Raw genomic sequence first — 21,292 nt, forward strand, 5'->3', positions numbered from 1 at the left:
ATTTTATTAACTTTGGAATGTTCTGTAATTTAAACCAATGACCGAAAAACTAAATGTCCGCGTATATGGCGCCGCGGTAAAAGACGGAAAAGTGCTGGTACTACATGAAGAATATGTAGGCCAAAATCTTTTGAAACTGCCTGGTGGCGGACTGGAGCTCGGCGAAGGTGTTACCGATTGTCTCCGACGCGAATTTGAAGAAGAATTAAATGTAAAGATCAATATCGTAAGTCATCTTTATACGCAGGAACATTTCGTGGCCTCCCGTTTTCGCGAAAACGAGCAGCTACTTACCATTTATTACATCGTAGAAATCGCTGATGAAACTGAATTCTTGATCATGGATCCGTGCATCGAAAAAACAGAGTGGCTTCCAATCAATGCCGCCCAAAACCCATTCGTACTCCCGGTTGACAGGATCGCTTACGAAAAACTTTGTGAAAGATTCCTATAAAATTTCATTCAGGATTTTTGCCAGCCTTAATCCTCCATGCAACAACTGGCGCTCCATAGTTTGCGCAAATTTATAGTTGTAATCGTAGGAATAAGCGGCTCCGGCTACCGTATTTGCATAGATCGTATCCGCCATTTTCTGGCTGTCATAGAACCAATCTTCAAGTGTTCCGCTTTGGATCTGCTCGATTTCTTTTTTAGATTTTACATTCAACACAGTTGCATACTCCTCGTAACTGTATTTCTGGAAATCGATCAGTTTAGAATCCCACAGCGAATGTAGATTGGTATTATCTCCGAAGAATTTAATCTTAATCGTATTTCCGCCCAAATCTTCGGCGCGACCCACATGTAGTGGCTGTGATGAATCTCCAACCATATGAATAAGAAAGCGCAACGCAATCTCGCGCTCATTCTGCGGCGTATTTTTGTCTTTGATTTTCGTTGAAAGTGCTTTAATCTCCGTGTAAAGATTCGGACCTTTCTGTGCCTGAAGACTGTCAGAGAACATTTTAGCGTTTGGCTGCGAATTTACATTTACATAATGCCAAACCTCGGAATGTTTCCACGTTCCCGTGGTGTCAGCTTTTATAAAATCAGGCCAGTTTGCCCAATAAGCCAATTTCTGGTCGCCAATGATTTTCTTTAAATTTTTCTTTGCTTTCCGTGTTAGATTCCGTTCGGCAATTTCGGCAACTATCCGGTGACCGGTAATGCCATAAGAGTACATAAAACCTGAGATAATGAGCCCGCCGGCCAATATCAGTCTGTTGAAAAATCTGTTCATTAAAAAAATCTTATTTCTTTATTTTGAAATCACGGTGACCCGGGTATGGCTGCAGATATCCGGAATTCCAGTTGCTTTGAAGAAGCGATTCCAAAAACTCGTCGGTGCGGTTTCGGTACGGATCGTAAGGCTCTTTCAGTTCAATATCTGCAATATTTCCTTTAACATTCCACCAGAAAGCACTCCAGCCGCCACGCAGTTCCTTAATGATCTCAAAGACTGTCTTGCCGGTCGCACGGTACATCAGTTTAGCAAAAACTTTCCCTTCGGTGGTCGTCAGGTCGCGTAGCTGCTTTTCATACTGATCTGCCAGCAATTTCTGCTGCGAACTTACGTATTTTTTCTGTTCGGCGCGGCTAAGACCCTTTATTTCCTGTTGAATACCCTGATACTGGTCCAGTGCCGTAAGAAAAAGTGGATAAACACGATTGAGTTTCTTGTTGAGAAAGTAATAATAGTTTTGATCGAGTTGGTTATTAAACCTAGGTTTATTCAGCAAAATGAGTTCGTCCATTACAACCACATTTTCACCGTCAATCTCGTATATTTTGGCTTTTTGAGCTTCGTCGTAGTAATATTTATTTCCCAGTTCGTCAGTCTTCAAAAGCTCGGGTGGGTATTGGCTAATTGGTTTTGCAATAAGTACGGTGTCCTTTTGGGCACTCATGAAACTGAAGCAAAACACAGCGGATAGTACCACCAGTTTATTTAAATTCATTATTTTTACGTCGTATAAAATCAGGCTTTTACATCAAATTTCATACCTAATATAATGGCTGACGAAAATAGGTCTTTAAACTTTTTAAAAAAATATTTAAATACCGCATCACCAACCGGTTACGAGCATGGTGGCCAAAAAATCTGGATGGATTATGTGGCTCCATTTGTGGACAAAGTGGAATTTGATCATTATGGAACATGTTACGGTATTATCAATCCTGAAGCCGAATTCAAGGTGGTCATCGAGGCGCACGCTGATGAAATCTCGTGGTACGTGAATTATATCACGGATGAAGGTTTGATATATGTGATCAGGAATGGTGGCTCAGACCAAATGATCGCTCCGTCGAAGGTTGTTCAAATCCACGGCGAAAAAGGTGTTGTTAAGGGAGTTTTCGGCTGGCCGGCGATACATACGCGCGGCATAAGTTCAGATGAACCCGTCCCGAAACTCGAAAATATATTCATTGATTGCGGCGCCATCTCCAAGCAGGAAGTAGAAGATTTGGGAATATTTGTTGGCTGCATGATCACCTATCCTGACGAATTTTTCGAACTGAACGACCGATATTATGTGTGCCGCGCCCTGGACAACCGTATCGGCGGCTACATGATTGCCGAAGTTGCAAGAATGCTTAAAGAAAACCAAAAGCAGTTGCCGTATGGTCTCTACATTACCAATTCTGTGCAGGAAGAGGTAGGTCTTTATGGCGCTGATATGATCGCTGACACGATAAAACCGAACATCGCCATTGTCACCGATGTGACACACGACACAGGCACGCCGATGATCGAGAAAAAGAAGGAAGGCGACCAAAAATGTGGTGCCGGACCTGTAATTTTCTTTGCGCCCAGCGTTCATCACACCATTCGCTCCCTCATCGTGGAGACAGCCAAAGAGAAAGATATACCGTTTCAGCGGGCGGCGGCAAGCCGTGCAACCGGAACAGATACAGATGCGTTTGCGCACTCAAACGGCGGTGTTCCTTCTGCACTGATCTCACTTCCGTTACGTTATATGCATACCACTGTGGAGATGGTTTCCAAGGAAGACGTACAACATGTCATCAATCTTATGTACGAAACTTTGCTGAAAATCGAGCCCGGAATGAATCTAAAATATCACTAAAATTCCTTAAAACCGATTCCGTTTTAAATATAAATTCATGAAAACCAAACTCATCGCTCCTTCCCTCCTGTCAGCCGATTTCGGAAATCTGCAGCGAGACATAGAAATGCTCAACAACTCGCAAGCAGACTGGCTTCACATCGACGTAATGGACGGCCGTTTCGTACCCAATATTTCATTTGGATTTCCTGTGATGAAAACCGTTCAGCAACACGCGCAGAAATTTGTGGACGTGCATTTGATGATTGTGGAGCCTGAAAAATATGCCGAGGAATTTATCTCTGCGGGTGCAGATTTGGTTTCCGTTCATTACGAAGCGTGTACTCATCTTCACCGCACCATCGCGCTCATACAGGAAAAGGGAGCGAAAGCGGGTGTAGTGCTCAATCCTGCCACGCCGGTCCTGATGCTCGAAGATATCATCGCAGAAGTGGATTTGGTATTGCTGATGAGCGTGAATCCGGGTTTTGGCGGGCAGAAATTCATTGAAAATACTTACAAGAAAATTGCGGAGACTAAGGATTTGATTCTTTCCAATAATTCCACAGCACTGATTGAAGTAGATGGCGGCGTGAATCTGGATAATGCAGGCAGACTTTTCGAAGCCGGTGCCGACGTTTTGGTCGCCGGAAACGCAGTCTTCTCATCTGAAAGTCCTGAACGGACCATTGAACTTCTGAAAATTTAAAACTTTAAGTCTGAAAACAGAAAAAGTCCCGTTGCCGGGACTTTTTATATTTAAATAATTCAGTTAAGTAATTAGAAAATCTCTCTACCTGAAAAATGGAAATTAGCTTCGATCAATGCATTCTCATCAGAATCTGAACCGTGTACGGCATTCTCACCAACACTTCTTGCAAACATTTTTCTGATGGTTCCTTCCTCAGCTTCGGCCGGGTTCGTTGCTCCAATAAGTGTACGGAAATCTGCTACCGCGTTATCTTTTTCAAGAACCGCCGCAACGATAGGTCCGCTGCTCATGAACTCCACAAGTTCACCATAAAAAGGTCTTTCTGCATGAACTTCGTAGAATTTCTGCGCATCAGCAACCGTAAGCTGAGTAAGTTTTAAAGCTTTGATCTTGAAACCTGCTTCCGAGATTTTCCCTAAAATAGCACCAATGTGACCATCTGCAACTGCATCTGGCTTGATCATAGTGAACGTAATTTTACCTGACATATATCGTATTTTAATGTGGCGCAAAAGTACAAAAAGTTTTATATATTTGCACCGTAAATTCATTTTCTAGAGAGCTAAATTCATTTTGGCACAGAAGTTGTGAATAACACTTCGATTCTCATGTTTAATTTGAGTTTTCATGGTTATTAGTTTTTACCCAGCTTCGGCTGGGTTTTTTTATGGAAGCGAATTTTCTTCGGCTTCCTCCATCAGTTTCAGGTAGGTGTTGTAGCGGCTTTCTTCTATCCTTCCGCCCTCTTCAAGTGATTTGATCACCGCACATTTAGGCTCATTGATGTGCATACAGTTGTGATACTTGCAGCCTCTGCCAACGGAAAATATCTCAGGAAAGTAATGCTGGATTTCGGCTTTCTCTACATCAATCATCGCAAACTCCCGCACCCCTGGTGTATCGATCACGCTTCCGCCAAAATCCCAGAAATGCATTTGGGCAAATGTAGTGGTATGTTTGCCTTTAAGAACAGAGGTTGATATCTCGGATGTTTTAAGGTTTAAATCCGGCTGCAGAGCGTTTACCAACGTAGATTTCCCGCTGCCCGAATGACCGAAAAATACCGAAACTTTGTTTTTGATCAAATCCTGAAGCTGGTCCAGGTTCAGTTTAGAATAAGAAGAAATTTCTAAAGTATCGTAGCCGATTTCTTTATAGAGCGACTCGACATAACGCACCAGTTCCGTTTCTTCGTCACTCAGCGTATCCATTTTATTGATAAGGATGAGCGGTTTGATATTGTACGCTTCACAACATGCCAGAAAACGGTCAAGGAAACCTAAGGAAGTTTCCGGAAATTTCAGCGTATAGATAAAGCATGCTATATCAATATTAGAGGCAATGATATGCGCTTCTTTCGAGAGATTTACAGATTTGCGGATCAGGTAGTTTTTTCGCGGCGTAATGTGCGTGATCCACGCGACATCATCCTGCTCCAAAGAAAATTCTACCATATCACCTACGGCCAGAGGATTCGTAAGCCTTGTTTTTATGAGCTTAAATTTGCCACGGATCCGCGCTTCATAAAACTGGCCCTTTTCCGAGTCTAAAACCTGGTACCAGCTGCCGGTAGATTTAGTGATAAGTCCTTTCAAACCGTTATTTTTTCAAATTTAAAGACTGTTTTGAACTTCAATTGATTCTTCATGTATCGCTTTGAAGACTTTCTCTATAAATTCTGATGACATTCCCGTTTCGTCAGCTTTTTGCTGCGCGTATTCCGAAATGATTTTCCAGCGTTCAGGTTGGAAGATCGCAATGTTGTTGTCTTTTTTCAAGGTCCCAATCTTTTCCGAAATTTTCATGCGGTGCGACAGCAACTCAATCAATTGGAAATCAAGGTCGGAAATCAGTGTTCTGTGCCTGTCCATTTCATCATCAAATGCTGAAATATCAGAGTTCCTGATCTGCAGATTTGAAATAATATCAGCCAAAACCTCAGGCGTAATCTGCTGCGACGCATCGCTCCAAGCCTCATCAGGGTTGCAGTGCGTTTCGATGATCATACCTTCATAACCAACATTGAACGCCTCCTGCGCTACGCCAGCCAGACCGGTTCGGTTTCCACAGATATGCGACGGATCTACAAGCATCGGAATATTCGGGAATTCCTGCCGGAAATCCAGTGCAATCTGCCAGTTCGGAATATTCCGGTATTTCGTCTTTCGATAGGTTGAAAAACCGCGGTGAATGACACCGAGATTCTGCACATTCTGGCTCAAAAGCCTTTCCAGTGCGCCAATCCACAATGCTAAATCAGGGTTCACCGGATTTTTTACGAAAACTGGTTTTTGCGTTCCGTTCAATGCTTCTGCAATTTCCTGCACAGTGAAAGGATTTACTGTAGAACGGGCTCCAATCCACAAAATATCGACATCCGCCGCGAGTGCAGCCTCCACGTGATGCGCGTTCGCAACTTCAGTCGCGGTACGGAAACCGTATTCTTCCTTTACTTTTTTAAGCCAGTTGAGACCGATTACGCCAACGCCTTCAAAGCCGTTCGGCTTCGTGCGTGGTTTCCAGATTCCAGCGCGAAAAATCGGCACGTCAGCACCCGATTCTTTGATGCGTCTGGCCGTTTCCAGCATTTGGCTTTCGCTCTCGGCGCTGCACGGGCCGGCTATGATGATGGGTTTGGCAAATTGGTGAACCCACTTGTTTTCAATATTTTTTAGATCCATTCTTTATTCTTGATTTCTGACGTTTCCTGTACTTAAGAATTAAAGTCAAATTTAAATAATTCGTCAAGTTCATTTAAAACAGGATTTATCGCCGCTAATTTATCGAAAAGCATCCGCTTGGTCACGATTTCTTTTTTGAGCGTGACGTCGTTTCTGTATTCTATTTTTATGTTGTAATGATTCACCTTATGCATGAAATGGTTGAAGAAATCTGCGCGCACCTTCTCGAACTCGCTCTTCGCAGAGTCTGACGGATAGGTGATTTCAATAATATCTTCATCCTTTTTCCGAATGCGGAATGAGCTGATTGCATTAAAAACAATCACATCGTCGCTCTGCAGGTTTTGCAGGAACTTTTGCCACTCCTGCTGAAGATCAGTATCGGTAAAGTGATTGCTCGGCAGTTTTTCCTGAGGTTTTTCCGCAACTATTTCGGCTTTTTCTTCCGATTTTTCAAGCATCGCCGTAATGCTGTAACGGGATGGCGCTTTTTTCGCTAATAATGGTTCGGAAGTTTTTGCAATGACTGGCGCGGTTTCCGGTTCGGTCGGCACGGGCGCTACAGCAACAGATTTTTCTACGGAAATCTTCGCAACTACAGGTTTAGGATTAGCCTGCGGTGCTAAAATCAGATACTTTTTTTTTTATCTGCACTGCCGTTTGCAGTAAGCGAGGCAAGTTGCATGAGCGCAATTTCGACGGTAAGCCGTGGGTTTTTTGAATTTTTATAATTGATGTCTGCGTGATTACAGATTTCAATGGCGTCTATCAGAAGTTGCGCACTCCACTTTTTGCTTTGCGCGGCATATTTCGTCTTTGTGGTTTCGCCGACTTCTATTAAATTTAAAGTATTCGTATTCTGGGCCATCATCAGGTCGCGGAAATGGTTTCCGAGCCCCGCGATGAAAATGTGAGAATCGAAGCCTTTTTTCACTATCTCATTAAACGCTGAAACTATTTCGGAAATCCTGTTTTCGTGTGCAAGATCGACGATATTCAGATATTGGTCGTAATCTAAAATATTCAGTACTTCCGCGGCTTTCGCCAAAGTAATGTTTTTCTGCGTGAAGGTAGAAAGCCTGTCAAATATCGAAAGTGCGTCACGCATGGCACCGTCTGCTTTTTGGGCAACCATATAAAGCGCATCGTCTTCGTACGCTATTCCTTCTTTTTCAGCGATCTTTTTCAGTTGCAGCTGGATATCTTCGATCGTGATTCTTTTAAAATCATAAATCTGGCATCGCGAAAGGATTGTCGGGATGATCTTATGCTTTTCGGTAGTAGCCAAAATGAAAATAGCGTGTGCCGGCGGTTCTTCAAGTGTCTTTAGAAAAGCATTGAAGGCAGCTGACGAAAGCATATGAACCTCATCAATGATGTAGATCTTGTACTTGCCGACCTGCGGTGCAAAACGAACCTGATCAGTAAGTTCGCGGATTTCATCTACACCGTTGTTTGAAGCGGCATCAAGTTCAAAAATATTGTAGGAAAATCCATCTTCCGACGTAGAACCGTCGCGTTCATTGATTTTTCGGGCCAAGATCCGCGCGCAGGTTGTTTTTCCCACGCCACGCGGACCGCAAAAAAGCAGTGCCTGCGCGAGCTGGTTTTCCTGAATGGCGTGCTCCAGCGTATCAGTAATATGCGCCTGTCCCACCACAGTATCAAACTCCTGCGGACGGTATTTTCTTGCTGAAACCACGAAATTTTCCATCGGTCAAAAATAGGCAAATAATTGGGAAGATAAAATAGCTTTTTTTACTTTGTTATAGCGCAACAGCTTCCGGATAGCGCGATATCCTTATCTTTGCAGCGCCGAAAAACCGGCATTCAGACTTATGGCACTTACACTTTTTAATCCTTTTGAAGAATTGATATTTGGAGAACAATTCTGTTTTCTTACCGGTGATCTCACGACCGAAAGCATGACGGTCTTTCCAGAATGGCTGATGGATCATTTCAAAATAGGCCAGGACCGCATCGAAATGATGGATAAATCAAAATCATACGTGTATGCCGACCTGAAATTGCCGTGCACGCAGCGCGTAAAAGATGCTTTTGTAAATTTAGACCAAAAAATATTTGAAGCCTACAAAAAGGGCTACGAAGGAATGGCCGCACTGGATGAGCATTTGATTTTTCTCTGGACGAGCCGAATCGTTTATGGCCTGCTCTATCACGAGATGCAGTACGAAAGCAACCGTGTATTAAGTGTTGGTCAGACATTCGACCTTTCTCCGATGCTCCGCGAAAGATTCGGGAACTTTCATTTGATGATACAGTCGATTATCGAGCCGGTTTCATTTTCAGACCGGAAACCGTGGTCAATCACTGTATTTCCCCTGAAATATTCGGCAGACATCCTAAGTTACCGCGATGATGCGATCAACCTTCTCTTCCAGTTTGGTGTGAACGGTTTTGGTTTCATTGCATGCCTACAAGACAATGGCATCATCGGCGAATGCCAGCAGGAAATCCTCGAAAAGATGAAAGGTCACATACTTCATCCGATTCAGTTTGAGGAACTTTACGCGCGTTTTCACTATTCAGATTATCTGCTGCAGTACAAACCCGAGTATAAGAACCTGCGTACAGACAACGGGATTAAGATTGAAGCACTACCGGTTGTTGTTGTTGCGTCACGGCCGCTATTCGGATTTTGGGACCAGGATATGTTTGCACAACTGCTTTCCAACTATTGGTCTGTCTACGGAATTCAGCGCGAAGACATCATCACATTTCGTAAGCCTTTCTTAAGTTTTCTCGAAAATCCATATTCCGGCGATTTTGTAAATCCTGAGAACATCAAGTTACCGTATTAAAAAAAATTCCCTCAATCTTTTGAGGGAATTTCATTTTTGTATTTAAAGTATTTTACCGTCTTCCTGCAGTTCCTTGATCTGGTATTCCTGCACGAGTTCAATCGCATTTGAAATAACATCGCTAAGGGCAATTATGAAGGTATTTTCTTCAGCTAAACTGATTGCATGTTTAAGTGCATCTGTTTCCTTTGGAATAATTTCGTAGCTCACATCACGTCCCGATTCATGGATACCGGTGATTACAAGGCCATTTATTTCCTCTTCAGTTCGTCCGCGCAGATGTTTTTCGTTGCGGATGATGATATGATCAAACATTCTTCCCGCGATTTTCCCGCATTCTCGGATATCTTCATCACGACGGTCGCCAACGCCGGAGATAATCCCGATTTTCTTCGGTGAATCTACATTTTTAAGATAATCTTCAATAGCTTCGTAACCCGCCGGATTGTGCGCAAAATCGATCAGCACGTGGAATTTCTTAAATTTAAATAAATTCAGACGTCCAGGAGTCAGTGCAGCGCTTGGTATCAGCGTGCGGAGTGAGTTTGCTATATCTTCTATCGCAAAACCGTGCAGATATGTTGCTAAGGTTGCCGCAAGTACATTCGAAATCATGAAGCGCGCCTTCCCTTCCATGGTAATGGGCACATTTCGTGCTTTCACAACACGAATTTTCCAATCACCTTTTTTGATGGTGATGAAGCCTTCCTCATAAACGCATGTGATCTTGCCTTCTTTCGCGAATTTCAGGATGTTTTCATTGTTTTCATCAAGGCTGAAAATGGCAATTTTCGAATCAAGGTCCGGCATCAGACGCATAGAATAGGCATCATCTGCATTCAAGACGCTCCAGCCGCCTTTTTTCACTGCATCCAGCACTACCCTTTTTACTTTGGTCAAATCCCGAAGATTGTGAATATCATTCATGCCCAAATGATCTTCTTTAATATTCGTCAGTACGCCAATGTCACAGGAACTGAAGCCAAGACCGGAGCGCAAAATCCCCCCACGCGCAGTTTCGAGGACTGCAAATTCCACAGTGGGGTCTTTTAAGATAAACTCAGCAGAGATTGGCCCGGTGGTATCTCCTTTCGTAAGCATTGTATTCTGGATGTAGATTCCGTCTGAAGTGGTGAAACCTACACGGAACCCATTGTTTTTTACGATATGTGCTATAAGGCGCGTCGTAGTGGTCTTTCCGTTGGTTCCCGTCACCGCGATGATTGGGATTCTGAAAGGTTTTCCGGGCGGATAAAGCATATCTACAACTGGCGCAGCCACATTTCGGGGCAGGCCCTCGCTCGGAGCCAAATGCATCCTGAAACCGGGCGCTGCGTTTACTTCGATGATTGCACCGCCGCTTTCTTTTAAAGGTTGTGTAAGGTTTTGAGCCATGATGTCGACACCGCAAACATCCAGACCTATGATTTTCGAGATCCGTTCGCACATGGTGACATTTTCGGGATGCACCATATCGGTCACATCTATAGAAGTGCCGCCGGTGGAGAGATTGGCCGTGGATTTTAAATAGACCACTTCACCTTTTTGAGGCACAGTCTCAAGGCTGTAATTCAGTTTTTCAAGCAGTTCGTTGGTATCTTTATCCACCAATATTTCGGTAAGCACATTTTCGTGTCCGTAACCTCTTCTGCTGTCCTGGTTTTCGATATCGATAAGTTGCTGGATATTCTGCACACCGTCGCCCACTACATGCGCCGGAACCCTTCTGGCTGCCGCCACCATTTTATGATTGATCACAAGCACACGGAAATCATAGCCGGAAATATATTTTTCTACAATTACCTTACGCGAGTAATTTTGGGCGTGTTGTAGTCCAATAAGTGCAGTTTCCCAATCATTAACATTGATCGAAGATCCTTTTCCATGGTTGCCGTCCAGGGGTTTCAAAACAATCGGATATCCTATCTTGCGAATTACTTTATCCAGGTCTTCAGGCTCGGTGACAAGTTCTCCCATCGGCACAGGAATCGCGTTATCATCGAGCATTTTTTTTGTCAGTTCTTTATTACAGGCCATTTCAACCGCAATAGAACTGGTTTTCCCGGTTATGGTCGCCTGAAATCGCTGTTGGTTTACGCCGTACCCTAATTGGACCAACGAATTACGGCCGAGACGTATCCACGGAATATTTCTGGAGACCGCTTCTTCTACAATACTTCCGGTAGAAGGACCTAACCTTTCCTGTTCACGTATTTCCTTGAGCTGCTGGATGCACGCTTCAATATCGTACTGTCTACCGTCAATCAGATATCGTACAAGTTCCACCGACTGTTCTGCCGCGTACACGCCACAATTGGCTTCCAAATAACTGAAAACCACATTGTAAACGCCAGGTGTTTTCGTTTCGCGTGTTCGTCCAAAGCCTGTGTCCATACCCGCCAGCGTCTGAATTTCAAGTGCAATGTGTTCAATGACATGGCCCATCCAAGTTCCCATCTCTACACGCTGAAAAAAGCCTCCATGTACGCCTTCAGAACATCTGTGTGTGACTAGTGAAGGGATAAGCTGCTCCAGCCTTTCGCGAAAACCGTCGATCTTATTGGTAGGTAAATGTTCAAGTTCTTCCAGATCCAATCTCATCTGAATCAGTTTTTTTCGTCGGATGCTCCAGATATTCGGTCCTTTTAAAACCTGTATTTTTTCAATTTTCATAGTTTATTGATGTGATTTGCGACTTGTAAATTTTTGTAACAGAATCAAAGATAAAGGAAATGCCTAAAAATCTGCAACTATTTTTTTATCCGCCTGTTTATTAGAATTAAGTACATCTATACTGTCGGCCTGAAAATTGGTAAGTAAAGCGCTGAAAACTTAAATTTAGTAAATTTGCACTCTATGAAAGCAGTTGGGAAATTAATGATCATCGGAGGTGCGGTGAACAAAGGGAGTTTTGCAGAAACCGAATATGACCAGAATGTTGAGAAAAATCTTAATTTTTTTGAAAGAGGAATCCTCCGAAAGATCATCGATGAATCACGGCTAAAGAAAGATTCTGTTATCGAAGTAATCACTACCGCTTCACAAATTCCGCAAATCGTAGGTCCCGAATATAAAAAAGCCTTTGAATTCTTAGGCGCAAAAACCGTCAACATCCTCGATATCCAAAATCGCGAGCAGGCAAACAGTGACGCAATGGTGGCACGGGCCAACGCTGCAGATGTGGTGATGTTCACGGGTGGCGACCAGCTGAGGCTCACCTCCATCCTGGGTGGCACAAGATTCCATGAAGCCATCTTAGTGAAGTATCAGGAGCAGAATTTCATCTATGCAGGCACCTCAGCTGGTGCTGCGGCGGCTTCTGAAAACATGATTTACCAGGGATCAAGCAGCGAGGCGCTTTTGAAAGGCGAAATAAAAACAACCCAGGGACTCGGTTTCATAGAAAATGTGATCGTGGATACACATTTTGTGCAGCGCGGAAGAATCGGGCGGCTTTTTCAGTCGGTGGTGAATAATCCGAGAACGTTAGGCATAGGACTTGGTGAAGATACCGGACTGTACATTTCGGGTGACCGAATGACAGCGATTGGTTCCGGACTTGTGATACTGGTCGACGGAAGGTTCATTAAAGACACCAACCTAACTAAAATCCAGTTGGGAGAACCCATTTCTATTGACAATCTCACGGTTCATGTGATGTCTCAGAACGATTATTTTGACCTTAAGACAAAAGAGTTCACCATCGTTAATTCCCAGTACAACCCGATTCCACAGGACAGTTAAATTTAAAAGATGAAAATTATTATACACGGTGGCTTCTTCTCTGAAAGCGACCAAAGTACCGAAGTAAAGACCGCGAAGCAGGATGCTTTGAAGGAGATTATTGAAAAATCGTATTCATATCTAAAGGATAATTCCGCGGAAGAGACCGTGGTCTACGCGGTTTCTCTCCTTGAAGATGACGAACTGTTCAATGCCGGAACCGGATCACAGATTCAAAGTGACGGAAAGATAAGGATGAGTGCATCACTGATGAACGGACAAACTCAGAAGTTTTCCGGTGTAATCAATATCCAAAACATTAAAAACCCCATTGAAGTCGCGAAAATCCTTAAAAATGAGGATGACCGCGTTTTGGGCGGAAACGGCGCCAATCAATATGCTGCTGAAAAAGGTTTCGAACAATATTCTACAGAAACACAGAAAAGGCGCGAAGAATATGAGGAAAAGCTAAAAAATGGCGGAAAAGGAACTGTGGGTTGTGTCGCAATCGATAAAGATGGAAATCTAGCAGCTGCAACATCTACCGGTGGTAAAGGTTTTGAGATTGTGGGGCGAATTTCAGATTCGGCTACTGTGGCCGGAAACTATGCGAACACATTTTGTGCGGTGAGCTGTACGGGTGTAGGCGAAGACATAGTGAGCAACGCTACCGCCGCAAAAATAGTGACCCGTGTTACCGATGGTTTATCATTAAAGAAAGCTTTTGATAAAACTTTTGCTGAACTGAAGGAAATCAACGGATTTGCCGGCGCAATCGCAATTGACAGAGACGGCAACATTTTCCATCAGGACTCTGAACCGACGATGGTATTTGCCAGTTTTGACGGTAGTGAACTTGAAGTGTTTGAGTAACAATTAGGCGCGTAAATTTCAGTTTTGAAATGATTGCATAATTATTGCAGGCTGGTATCAAATTAAAAAAATAACAGCATGAAAAATTTATTTGGTCTCGCGATTTTAGGAATGCTCTTCATGAGCGCCTGTGTGCAGAAAGAAGAAAAACGGGATGAATTCAAAGAAAATCACAGTGTGGAAGAAGAACGCAATTCCGGTGTTGATTCGGCTGCGCTGGAGTCTACACAATCTCCGGTACAATAAATAAAAATGCCCCAAAACGGGGCATTTTTTTGTTTCAACTTGTGTGTATTAATAATTAAAAAGCACAGAACCCCAAGTAAATCCGCTTCCGAAAGCAGACAGTAGCACAAGGTCTCCCCTTTTTATTTTTCCTTCGGCAATGGCTTCACTTAATGCAATCGGAATAGACGCTGCCGTGGTATTTCCATACTTCTGGATATTATTGAATACTTTATCTTCCGGCAGTCCCATTTTTTGCTGTACGAACTGCGCAATTCGCAAATTGGCCTGGTGAGGAATGAACATATCCAGATCTTCCACTGTTTTTCCGGCTGCTTCCAGCGCTTCCATCATCGTCTGCGGAAAGCGTGTCACCGCATGTTTGAAGACGAAATTACCGTTCATCACTGGGTAAATCTCAGCATTGGTCACATTTTCAGGCTCCAGACGCATCCTGTCGCTCCAACCGTACTTAGATCCCGGGAATTTCGTGCAAAGTTCATCGGCATATTTCCCTTCAGAATGCATATTAACAGACAGAATATCGCCGGTATCATCACTTTCTGATGCAGATAATACTATAGCACCTGCCCCATCACCAAATATCACCGAAACACCGCGGCCTTCATCAGAAAAATCGAGTCCGAATGAATGCGTTTCAGCACCTACTACAAGTATGTTTTTGTATGTTTTTGATTTAATGAAAGCATTCGCAACACTCATCGCATACACGAAGCCGGAACACTGATTTCTCACATCGAGCGCGCCAATGGTGTCGCAGCCCAACATTTCCTGCAAAAGCACGCCACAACCCGGAAAATAGTAATCGGGTGAGAGCGTTGCAAACACGATATAATCGATATCTTTTGCGGTAAGACCAGCCATTTCCAGCGCTTTTTCAGAAGCTTTAAAACCAAAATAGGCTGTGGTTTCTGTTGCATCATTTCTGTTGGCTCGGTGGCGGCGTTCCTTTATGCCCGTTCTTTCCGTGATCCACTCATCGTTGGTGGTCATCAGTTTTGCAAGGTCATCATTGGTCACTACATTGTCCGGAACATAATGGCCAATACCTCTTACTGTACTTTTTATCATGTAAAATTCTTTGTGCAAAGATAATTTTATTTAAATCAACAGAGCGGGACAGCAGCAGGCAGATTTATTGCTAATTTTGTTTAATGCCAATCGAAACCGTATACCAAAATCAACACTGTAAGTGGATTGACGTGGAAGCGCCCACGCTTCAGGACCTGAAATTTCTGGAGGAAACCTATCACATCAATGGCTTGCTGCTGGAAGATACGATGGATCCGAACCACCTTCCGAAATTTGAGGAAGACGGAGGCACAAGATTTTTTCTTTTGCGAGAAAATACAAAGCTTGAACGCCGCGCACTGAATACCTTAAGTGATGTCTCCACAAAGCTCGGGATTTTTCTGCAAGATGATGTGATCATCACGGTTCACCGTATGAAAAATCTAAGCGTCGTTGAATATTTAAATGAAATCAAGGCTGCGGACGGGCTTTCACCCACACCCGACGGGATAGCGCTTGCTCTTGCACTGAAAGTAATGAAATCCTTCGATGATGAGTCACAAAAGCTGCTGGAAGTAATGGATAAGATTGAGAATGATATTTTTCTAAAAAACAACGGAAACAGCAAGCTTATCCGTCAGCTTTACAACCTTAAAAGACGCAGCAGCCTGAATTCCCGCATTCTGCACATCTCGGGAAGCATCATCGATCAGTTTAAAATACTCTCGATTAATGATTCGGAATTTATCAACCTTAAAGATAAACACGACGACGTTGTAATAGATTTTGAACATCTTACATCGCAATCTACCAACCTGATTTCGATGTTCCTGGCGATGAGTGACCAACGTGCTAACCAGGTGATGAAGGTACTTGCGATTTATTCGATGTATTTTTTTCCAATCACATTTATCGCCGGCATTTACGGAATGAACTTCGATAACATGCCCGAACTTCACGAACCGTTCGGATATTTCATGACACTGGGTCTGATGGTGCTGATCGTAGTCATCACATTTGTTTATGTCCGCCGGAAAAGATGGTGATTTTATTGAGATTAAATATATTCCTTGCTGAACATATATTTAATTAAAAAAATAAAGTTGTGTTGTGATAAATTATTAATTTTGAGGAAACTAACAACACAACCATGAAAAATAACTATTCTCAAAGCAAAGAATTTCCGCTGCTTTATTATCCTTCTTTTGTTCCTCTGATGATTGATTAATAATAAGTCATGGAAAATTTCTTTGCCCTCATCATTGGTGTTGGCGGAGATCTTCCTGCCACAGTTGCTGATGCCAACGCAATCTATCACTTGCTTAGCGACCCACAAAAAGGCGGCTACCCCAATGAAAATGTCGAATTTCTTACGGAAACAAACGCTTCAAAACAAAAGGTTCTTGAGGCGCTTGAGCGAATCACTGTTGCAAGCCGGCTAACCACAAATCCGACTGTGATGATCTACTATTCCGGTCACGGATTAAAAACTCCACGCGGGGATGATCCTCAGGTTTGCGACTTTTATCTAAAAACTTCCGGTGCTGATCTGAATCAGAAAGAAGAAACCATGCTCAATGGAAATCTCTTTTCACAGAAGATCAATGAGCTCAATGCCGACAAAATATTGGTTTTGCTCGATTGCTGCCATGCAGACGGCATGAAAGCAAAAGAAATTTCGGTTTTCGAGCAGCTTGAAACAGTTCCCGAGACGTCGAACAGGCTGCTCCTTGAAAAACTTCAGGGCGGCGAGGGCAGGGTTTTTATCTCAGCTTGTGATGACGATGAAAAATCGGTGATTTTGCCGGGCTCCGACAATAGCCTTTTTACGGAAGTCTGTCTTGAGGTCTTTAATGGAAATCTCTCGCCCACGGATGAGTTTGTGAGCGTAGTTGACCTGATTTATTTCGTGGTGAAGGAAGTTCCAAAACGTGTTCTTCCCTACCGTCATACACAGCGGCCGATCATTACCGAAGTAAAGAACCTATCGCCGGATTACTTTGTTTGCAGAAACGGCAACTATGGTCCTTTACACGCCGAACTGGAAGGCTTCGGCTTTGATGGCTCCGCGGAAAGACTGGCCTTCATTTCGGATTATGACAATAAAATTTAAAATAACAAAGCGATGGAAATATTAGATAAATTCGGAAAACCAATTCCTCGGATCATTACAAAAGGCGACGAACTAAACCCTTGGGACGCCGCACACGATTATTTGGACGGCGAATTGGCGGCCGGACAAAAACCTGAATTTGTAGAACCGGACCTGCGACATAGGATTTTTTCCGCACAGGATCCGGAATATTTGGCAAGCCAAAACCTAGACTTAGAAGCTTTTGATGAAAACGAATACCTTAAAAACTGGCCACGCCCGGATGACGGTACCGACCGTTTTGTTTGGCATCTTACAGATAAATATTCCGAATTTTTTAAAGCTAATAAAAGACTTTTAGAAAAAGTGAAAGATCCCTGGATCAAAGTTGGGCACATCGATACAGGATTTCAGCCGGATCATCCCGCGCTGCCAAAAAACTTAATGAAAGACAAAAGCCGAAGTTTCATTAAAGGTGAAGAAGGTAAACAGGCGATAGATGTCGCCTCAGGTACAAAACTTGAGCAGGATGGCCACGGCACGGCGACGATGATCTTATTAGCCGGCGGGAGCGTCGGGAACTCACATACAAGTGACAATTACAGCGGTGTGGTAGGTGCTGCACCGTTTGCCGAAATTATCTCAATGCGGATCAGCGAAACGGTTGCGCTAATCCAGACATCCTCATTTGTAGATGCGCTGGAATATGCAATTTCCGAAGGTTGTGAAGTCATTAGTATGTCAATGGCAGGTGCGCCTACTAAAGCGTGGGCAAACATGGTGAACAAAGCCTATGCAGCCGGAATCACAGTTGTGACAGCCGCCGGAAATTCGTGGTTTGAAGGACCCAGGAAAGCATTGCCTAAAACGATTTTATATCCCGCGCGCTGGGAGCGGGTGATCGCAGCAACCGGCGTCGCATATGACAATCTTCCGTACGTTTTGAAGGCAAGAATCCAAACAAAATCTGAGGGCGGTGAGACGATGCAGGGAAATTTCGGACCTGCCGACGTGATGACTCACGCTTTGGCAGCATACACGCCGAACGTTTTCTGGGCGACCATGAATGACGCAGGCAAATACTTCCGTCTTGACGGTGGCGGAACGTCATCTGCCACGCCGCAGGTTGCAGCCGCAGCGGCAATTTGGCTAACGTATTATCGCAATGAAATCAACGAGATACTGAAAAAATTCCCGGGAGAAAAATGGCGTAAAGTAGAAATGGTAAAAAACGCACTTTTCGCTTCGGCGGACCGCCATTCTTACCCACTGCACAAAATTTATCTGGGCCGCGGTATTTTGAAAGCAGACCAAGCTTTAACAGTTCCGCCTTCCGAAGAAAATTTAGTTAAAGCCAAAGAAGCAACCGTGAATCTGTGGGGAATTTTGGATCTACTCGGACTTTTACTGAGATTGAAAGGTGAAAATGAAGCTAATGAAGTACGCGGTGAAATGTTCCAGACTGAAATCCTGCAACAAATGCACACCAATCCGGCTCTCCAAAAGTTTTTGGAATATCACGAAAATGATATCTGGAGCGATGCTGACCGTGAACTGATGCGGGAAGAACTACTGAAGTCGCCGGAAGTTTCGCAAAAACTGAAAGAATATCTCGCCGCTGAATGATTTAAAATTCCTGAAAATGAAAATATTCACGCCCTTTTTACTCTGTCTTCTGCTTTTGGCTTGCTCCGGTGGCTCCAATGAAAACGCACCCGCGGCGACAGATTCTGATACGGCCGTATTTACAGATTCGGCAACGCTCGGAAGTTCGGTAGACATAGATTCTGCCGCTGTTTCTGTGGATGCCGATGCCGGTGAAAGTGTAACAGACGATAATGAAGCGAAGCCTGTAGATGCCACGCTCGGATTTTCATATTACCCGGTGATCCCGCAAAATGAAACCCGTGACCTGCGCGTTTTCGTGAAAGTGCAGGGAAAACCGTCAGAGGTCCGACAGAGCATCCGACAAATAGAAAAGGAGGATCTGGAGTTTACCAAAATCAATGACAGCAGCGTGGTTTGTATTATTAAAAACATTGAAGCCTACAAAAAACTTTCGATAAAACCACTCTACGATTTTGATGACTTTAAAATAACAAAAGTAGATGATGCAGAACCACTTTCGCAAGCTGACCCCAATGAGCAAACACTCGATTTGGAGAATGGAAATTACTGGCACTGGAAAGTAAAAGCTATTGCAAAGACCGCGCATTTGGGAAATATCACGCTGCTTATCAAAGCAGAAACCCCTGAGGGACAGAAATTGAAACTTGCAGAGCGACAAATCAATATCAAAATTGACATCAACGAGCCGCAACTCACTTTTGGGCAAAAGATTTACCGGTTTGCGGATTCACATTTCAAGGAAATCCTTTCACTTATCGTCATCCCACTTGTGATCTACCTCTTCAATATCATCAGGAAACGGGTGAAAGGCGGCCAAACAGACCAAGATAATAAAAACTAAAACCTGACTCAAATGGATGCAAGAATAATCGAAATGATACAGCACGATGCAAAGTTAGATAAGGAATCAAAAGAACGATTCAGCGAACTTTGTGACAACATCGCAGCACAGGAATTCTCGGACATATTAGACGACGAGGGCAATCAGTATGTAAATTTTGTGCAGGAAGGCGGCGGCGTTTGGGGTGTAGCGCTGGTGGGTTATCTGTATGCGCTGGAAGTTTTTGGGATTCGCTTTTTGCGTATCGCGGGAACGAGTGCGGGGGCGATCAATACGATGCTTATTGCAGCCCTGGGTAATCATAAATTAAGTAAAAGCACGAAGATTAGAGAAATCTTATTTAGTTGGAAATTTGAGGCTTTCATGGATGGAAAATCTATTGTGCGCCGGCTCGCCAGCCGGATTTTGAAACGAAAAAGGTACATTAAAAGAGCGTCATATACGGTTTTGGGACTTTTGATTATCATCCTGCTCTTCCCATTTGTTACTTTAATTTTTAAAATCAATCCGCTGTGGTATCTGTTGCCGTTTGTTATCTTTTTATCGCTGGCATTAATCAGTTGGCATTATTTTCAACTTTTTAATAAGAATCACATCGGACTTAATCCGGGAAACGAATTCGAGAAGCAAATGATGGCCGTTCTTGTACGTAATAACGTCAAAAATATCAGCCATCTGAATGAGCAATACAACAAAAAAGGTAGGGACCTGCAGCTCAACTACCGATACGGAAATGGCCCGGAATATTACACCAATGCGCTCGAACACATTAAAAACATCCCAGACACTCAACTAGCCAACCTTGATCTGGTACGCTTCCGCAACTTTTTGCAGGCCGCGCAGGACAATGACGTTTATCGTGACAATCCTTTTACGCTACTGCGTGCAGATTACACGATCATCACCACTGATATCAATTCAAAAATAAAAGTTGAATTACCCAAAATGGCCAACCTTTACTGGAGCAACACACAGCTTTCCGAGATCAGCCCGGCGAGGTTTGTACGTGCTTCGATGTCGGTACCCTACTTTTTCGAGCCAATGATTACAAAAATCGATACTTCAAAAGATTCAATAGTTGCGGCGTGGAAATTTTGGCTTAATGCAGAGCCGGCAAGTGTATATGAACAAGGAATCTTCATCGATGGTGGCAGTATTTCAAATTTTCCTATAGATATTTTTCACGAAAGCGACATCTTCTATCCGCGAGTTCCGGTCTTTGGGGTCAGACTTATGGATAAAGCGGAATTGGGTGAGGCGCGCAGCTCCGGAACGAAGGAGATCCTGAAAAGTCCGCTATCTTTTATGGCGAATATCTTTGATACACTGAAAGGATTTAACGATAAAACTTTTCTCACGAAATACACCTTCTACAGCACGCACAGCATTCAATATGTAGACTGCAGCCCAAGTAACTGGCTCAATTTCTTCATGGATGAACAGGAAAAGACCGAACTTTTCAATAAAGGTTTCCGTGCGGGCATTGAATTCTTAGCAAAATTCGATTGGCAGCAATACAAGTACGAACGTATGCTGGTTGCCTTAAAGGAAAAGAATATTCTGAAGCAGGAAGCGCATCCTAACGTTGGCTGAG

General features: G+C 43.5%; 21 protein-coding genes. 12 read left to right on the plus strand and 9 right to left on the minus strand.

The window, feature by feature from the left end:
• Positions 1-37 precede the first annotated feature (37 nt).
• The gene (locus tag H9628_RS07085) at positions 38-454 is read left to right on the plus strand and encodes an NUDIX hydrolase (RefSeq protein ID WP_251833423.1); all 417 of its coding nucleotides are present in this window, start codon (positions 38-40) and stop codon (positions 452-454) included.
• On the opposite strand, the gene H9628_RS07090 is transcribed toward H9628_RS07085, so the two are convergent.
• Entirely contained in the window at positions 449-1,240 is a 792-nt protein-coding gene (locus H9628_RS07090) for a S1/P1 nuclease (RefSeq protein WP_251833424.1), read from the minus strand. The genes H9628_RS07085 and H9628_RS07090 overlap by 6 nt on opposite strands.
• A 10-nt stretch (positions 1,241-1,250) precedes the next feature.
• Positions 1,251-1,958, minus strand: coding sequence for a DUF4294 domain-containing protein (locus H9628_RS07095; RefSeq protein ID WP_251833425.1), 708 nt, complete (start codon positions 1,956-1,958; stop codon positions 1,251-1,253).
• A gap of 54 nt (positions 1,959-2,012) precedes the next feature.
• Here H9628_RS07095 and H9628_RS07100 point away from each other — a divergent pair, with 54 nt between their 5' ends.
• Together H9628_RS07100 and rpe are read left to right on the plus strand one after the other, a co-directional pair.
• Positions 2,013-3,089 (plus strand): M42 family metallopeptidase, encoded by a 1,077-nt coding sequence (locus H9628_RS07100; RefSeq protein WP_251833426.1) that lies wholly within the window; start codon positions 2,013-2,015, stop codon positions 3,087-3,089.
• Between the two features lie 37 nt (positions 3,090-3,126).
• Positions 3,127-3,777 carry a ribulose-phosphate 3-epimerase gene (rpe, locus tag H9628_RS07105; RefSeq protein ID WP_251833427.1) on the plus strand — a complete coding sequence of 217 codons (651 nt, stop codon included), beginning with the start codon at positions 3,127-3,129 and terminating at the stop codon, positions 3,775-3,777.
• A 71-nt stretch (positions 3,778-3,848) separates the two neighbouring features.
• On the opposite strand, the gene H9628_RS07110 is transcribed toward rpe, so the two are convergent.
• From H9628_RS07110 to dnaX, 5 genes are all read right to left on the minus strand, one after another.
• Positions 3,849-4,268 (minus strand): nucleoside-diphosphate kinase, encoded by a 420-nt coding sequence (locus H9628_RS07110; protein WP_251833428.1) that lies wholly within the window; start codon positions 4,266-4,268, stop codon positions 3,849-3,851.
• A gap of 177 nt (positions 4,269-4,445) precedes the next feature.
• A complete protein-coding gene (rsgA, locus tag H9628_RS07115; protein ID WP_251833429.1) occupies positions 4,446-5,375 on the minus strand; it encodes a ribosome small subunit-dependent GTPase A in 930 nt (309 codons plus the stop codon).
• 18 nt (positions 5,376-5,393) lie between these two features.
• A complete protein-coding gene (locus H9628_RS07120; RefSeq protein WP_251833430.1) occupies positions 5,394-6,461 on the minus strand; it encodes a chorismate mutase in 1,068 nt (355 codons plus the stop codon).
• Positions 6,462-6,493: 32 nt separating this feature from the next.
• The gene (locus tag H9628_RS07125; RefSeq protein WP_251833431.1) at positions 6,494-6,922 is read right to left on the minus strand and encodes a hypothetical protein; all 429 of its coding nucleotides are present in this window, start codon (positions 6,920-6,922) and stop codon (positions 6,494-6,496) included.
• 167 nt (positions 6,923-7,089) lie between these two features.
• Positions 7,090-8,175: a DNA polymerase III subunit gamma/tau gene (gene dnaX / locus H9628_RS07130; RefSeq protein WP_251833432.1), complete on the minus strand. Its 1,086-nt coding sequence runs from the start codon at positions 8,173-8,175 to the stop codon at positions 7,090-7,092.
• Positions 8,176-8,299: 124 nt separating this feature from the next.
• On the opposite strand from dnaX, the gene H9628_RS07135 reads away from it, so the two are divergent.
• A complete protein-coding gene (locus H9628_RS07135) occupies positions 8,300-9,283 on the plus strand; it encodes a hypothetical protein (RefSeq protein WP_251833433.1) in 984 nt (327 codons plus the stop codon).
• Between the two features lie 42 nt (positions 9,284-9,325).
• Here H9628_RS07135 and cphA read toward each other — a convergent pair whose 3' ends face one another.
• Complete coding sequence (cphA, locus tag H9628_RS07140; protein WP_251833434.1) at positions 9,326-11,956, minus strand: cyanophycin synthetase; 2,631 nt, start codon at positions 11,954-11,956, stop codon at positions 9,326-9,328.
• Between the two features lie 183 nt (positions 11,957-12,139).
• Between cphA and H9628_RS07145 the strand changes: the two genes are divergently transcribed.
• The 3 genes from H9628_RS07145 to H9628_RS07155 all read left to right on the plus strand — a co-directional run bounded on the left by H9628_RS07145 (position 12,140) and on the right by H9628_RS07155 (position 14,125).
• On the plus strand, positions 12,140-13,027 hold the full coding sequence (locus H9628_RS07145; protein ID WP_251833435.1) for a cyanophycinase: 888 nt from the start codon (positions 12,140-12,142) through the stop codon (positions 13,025-13,027).
• Positions 13,028-13,036: 9 nt separating this feature from the next.
• Entirely contained in the window at positions 13,037-13,879 is an 843-nt protein-coding gene (locus tag H9628_RS07150; RefSeq protein WP_251833436.1) for an isoaspartyl peptidase/L-asparaginase, read from the plus strand.
• Between the two features lie 78 nt (positions 13,880-13,957).
• Positions 13,958-14,125: a hypothetical protein gene (locus H9628_RS07155; protein WP_251833437.1), complete on the plus strand. Its 168-nt coding sequence runs from the start codon at positions 13,958-13,960 to the stop codon at positions 14,123-14,125.
• A gap of 48 nt (positions 14,126-14,173) precedes the next feature.
• Here H9628_RS07155 and H9628_RS07160 read toward each other — a convergent pair whose 3' ends face one another.
• Positions 14,174-15,196: a 3-oxoacyl-ACP synthase III family protein gene (locus tag H9628_RS07160; RefSeq protein WP_251833438.1), complete on the minus strand. Its 1,023-nt coding sequence runs from the start codon at positions 15,194-15,196 to the stop codon at positions 14,174-14,176.
• Between the two features lie 83 nt (positions 15,197-15,279).
• On the opposite strand from H9628_RS07160, the gene H9628_RS07165 reads away from it, so the two are divergent.
• The 5 genes from H9628_RS07165 (at position 15,280) to H9628_RS07185 (ending at position 21,291) form a co-directional block, all read left to right on the plus strand.
• A complete protein-coding gene (locus tag H9628_RS07165; RefSeq protein WP_251833439.1) occupies positions 15,280-16,182 on the plus strand; it encodes a CorA family divalent cation transporter in 903 nt (300 codons plus the stop codon).
• A gap of 191 nt (positions 16,183-16,373) precedes the next feature.
• Positions 16,374-17,249: a caspase family protein gene (locus tag H9628_RS07170; protein WP_251833440.1), complete on the plus strand. Its 876-nt coding sequence runs from the start codon at positions 16,374-16,376 to the stop codon at positions 17,247-17,249.
• Between the two features lie 12 nt (positions 17,250-17,261).
• Positions 17,262-18,854, plus strand: coding sequence for a S8 family peptidase (locus H9628_RS07175; RefSeq protein WP_251833441.1), 1,593 nt, complete (start codon positions 17,262-17,264; stop codon positions 18,852-18,854).
• A gap of 16 nt (positions 18,855-18,870) precedes the next feature.
• Complete coding sequence (locus H9628_RS07180; protein ID WP_251833442.1) at positions 18,871-19,698, plus strand: hypothetical protein; 828 nt, start codon at positions 18,871-18,873, stop codon at positions 19,696-19,698.
• Positions 19,699-19,710: 12 nt separating this feature from the next.
• Positions 19,711-21,291: a patatin-like phospholipase family protein gene (locus H9628_RS07185; RefSeq protein WP_251833443.1), complete on the plus strand. Its 1,581-nt coding sequence runs from the start codon at positions 19,711-19,713 to the stop codon at positions 21,289-21,291.
• The last annotated feature ends 1 nt before the right edge of the window (position 21,292 follow it).

The sequence above is a fragment of the Kaistella pullorum genome (assembly GCF_014837035.1).
GTDB lineage: Bacteria > Bacteroidota > Bacteroidia > Flavobacteriales > Weeksellaceae > Kaistella > Kaistella rhinocerotis.

What these genes read in the sequence shown, in the direction of transcription:
- H9628_RS07085 (WP_251833423.1), top strand. Translation starts at nt 38, where the DNA reads ATGACCGAAAAACTAAATGTCCGCGTATATGGCGCCGCGGTAAAAGAC.
- H9628_RS07090 (WP_251833424.1), bottom strand. Translation starts at nt 1,240, where the DNA reads ATGAACAGATTTTTCAACAGACTGATATTGGCCGGCGGGCTCATTATC.
- H9628_RS07095 (WP_251833425.1), bottom strand. Translation starts at nt 1,958, where the DNA reads ATGAATTTAAATAAACTGGTGGTACTATCCGCTGTGTTTTGCTTCAGT.
- H9628_RS07100 (WP_251833426.1), top strand. Translation starts at nt 2,013, where the DNA reads ATGGCTGACGAAAATAGGTCTTTAAACTTTTTAAAAAAATATTTAAAT.
- rpe (WP_251833427.1), top strand. Translation starts at nt 3,127, where the DNA reads ATGAAAACCAAACTCATCGCTCCTTCCCTCCTGTCAGCCGATTTCGGA.
- H9628_RS07110 (WP_251833428.1), bottom strand. Translation starts at nt 4,268, where the DNA reads ATGTCAGGTAAAATTACGTTCACTATGATCAAGCCAGATGCAGTTGCA.
- H9628_RS07120 (WP_251833430.1), bottom strand. Translation starts at nt 6,461, where the DNA reads ATGGATCTAAAAAATATTGAAAACAAGTGGGTTCACCAATTTGCCAAA.
- H9628_RS07125 (WP_251833431.1), bottom strand. Translation starts at nt 6,922, where the DNA reads ATGCTTGAAAAATCGGAAGAAAAAGCCGAAATAGTTGCGGAAAAACCT.
- dnaX (WP_251833432.1), bottom strand. Translation starts at nt 8,175, where the DNA reads ATGGAAAATTTCGTGGTTTCAGCAAGAAAATACCGTCCGCAGGAGTTT.
- H9628_RS07135 (WP_251833433.1), top strand. Translation starts at nt 8,300, where the DNA reads ATGGCACTTACACTTTTTAATCCTTTTGAAGAATTGATATTTGGAGAA.
- cphA (WP_251833434.1), bottom strand. Translation starts at nt 11,956, where the DNA reads ATGAAAATTGAAAAAATACAGGTTTTAAAAGGACCGAATATCTGGAGC.
- H9628_RS07145 (WP_251833435.1), top strand. Translation starts at nt 12,140, where the DNA reads ATGAAAGCAGTTGGGAAATTAATGATCATCGGAGGTGCGGTGAACAAA.
- H9628_RS07150 (WP_251833436.1), top strand. Translation starts at nt 13,037, where the DNA reads ATGAAAATTATTATACACGGTGGCTTCTTCTCTGAAAGCGACCAAAGT.
- H9628_RS07155 (WP_251833437.1), top strand. Translation starts at nt 13,958, where the DNA reads ATGAAAAATTTATTTGGTCTCGCGATTTTAGGAATGCTCTTCATGAGC.
- H9628_RS07160 (WP_251833438.1), bottom strand. Translation starts at nt 15,196, where the DNA reads ATGATAAAAAGTACAGTAAGAGGTATTGGCCATTATGTTCCGGACAAT.
- H9628_RS07165 (WP_251833439.1), top strand. Translation starts at nt 15,280, where the DNA reads ATGCCAATCGAAACCGTATACCAAAATCAACACTGTAAGTGGATTGAC.
- H9628_RS07170 (WP_251833440.1), top strand. Translation starts at nt 16,374, where the DNA reads ATGGAAAATTTCTTTGCCCTCATCATTGGTGTTGGCGGAGATCTTCCT.
- H9628_RS07175 (WP_251833441.1), top strand. Translation starts at nt 17,262, where the DNA reads ATGGAAATATTAGATAAATTCGGAAAACCAATTCCTCGGATCATTACA.
- H9628_RS07180 (WP_251833442.1), top strand. Translation starts at nt 18,871, where the DNA reads ATGAAAATATTCACGCCCTTTTTACTCTGTCTTCTGCTTTTGGCTTGC.
- H9628_RS07185 (WP_251833443.1), top strand. Translation starts at nt 19,711, where the DNA reads ATGGATGCAAGAATAATCGAAATGATACAGCACGATGCAAAGTTAGAT.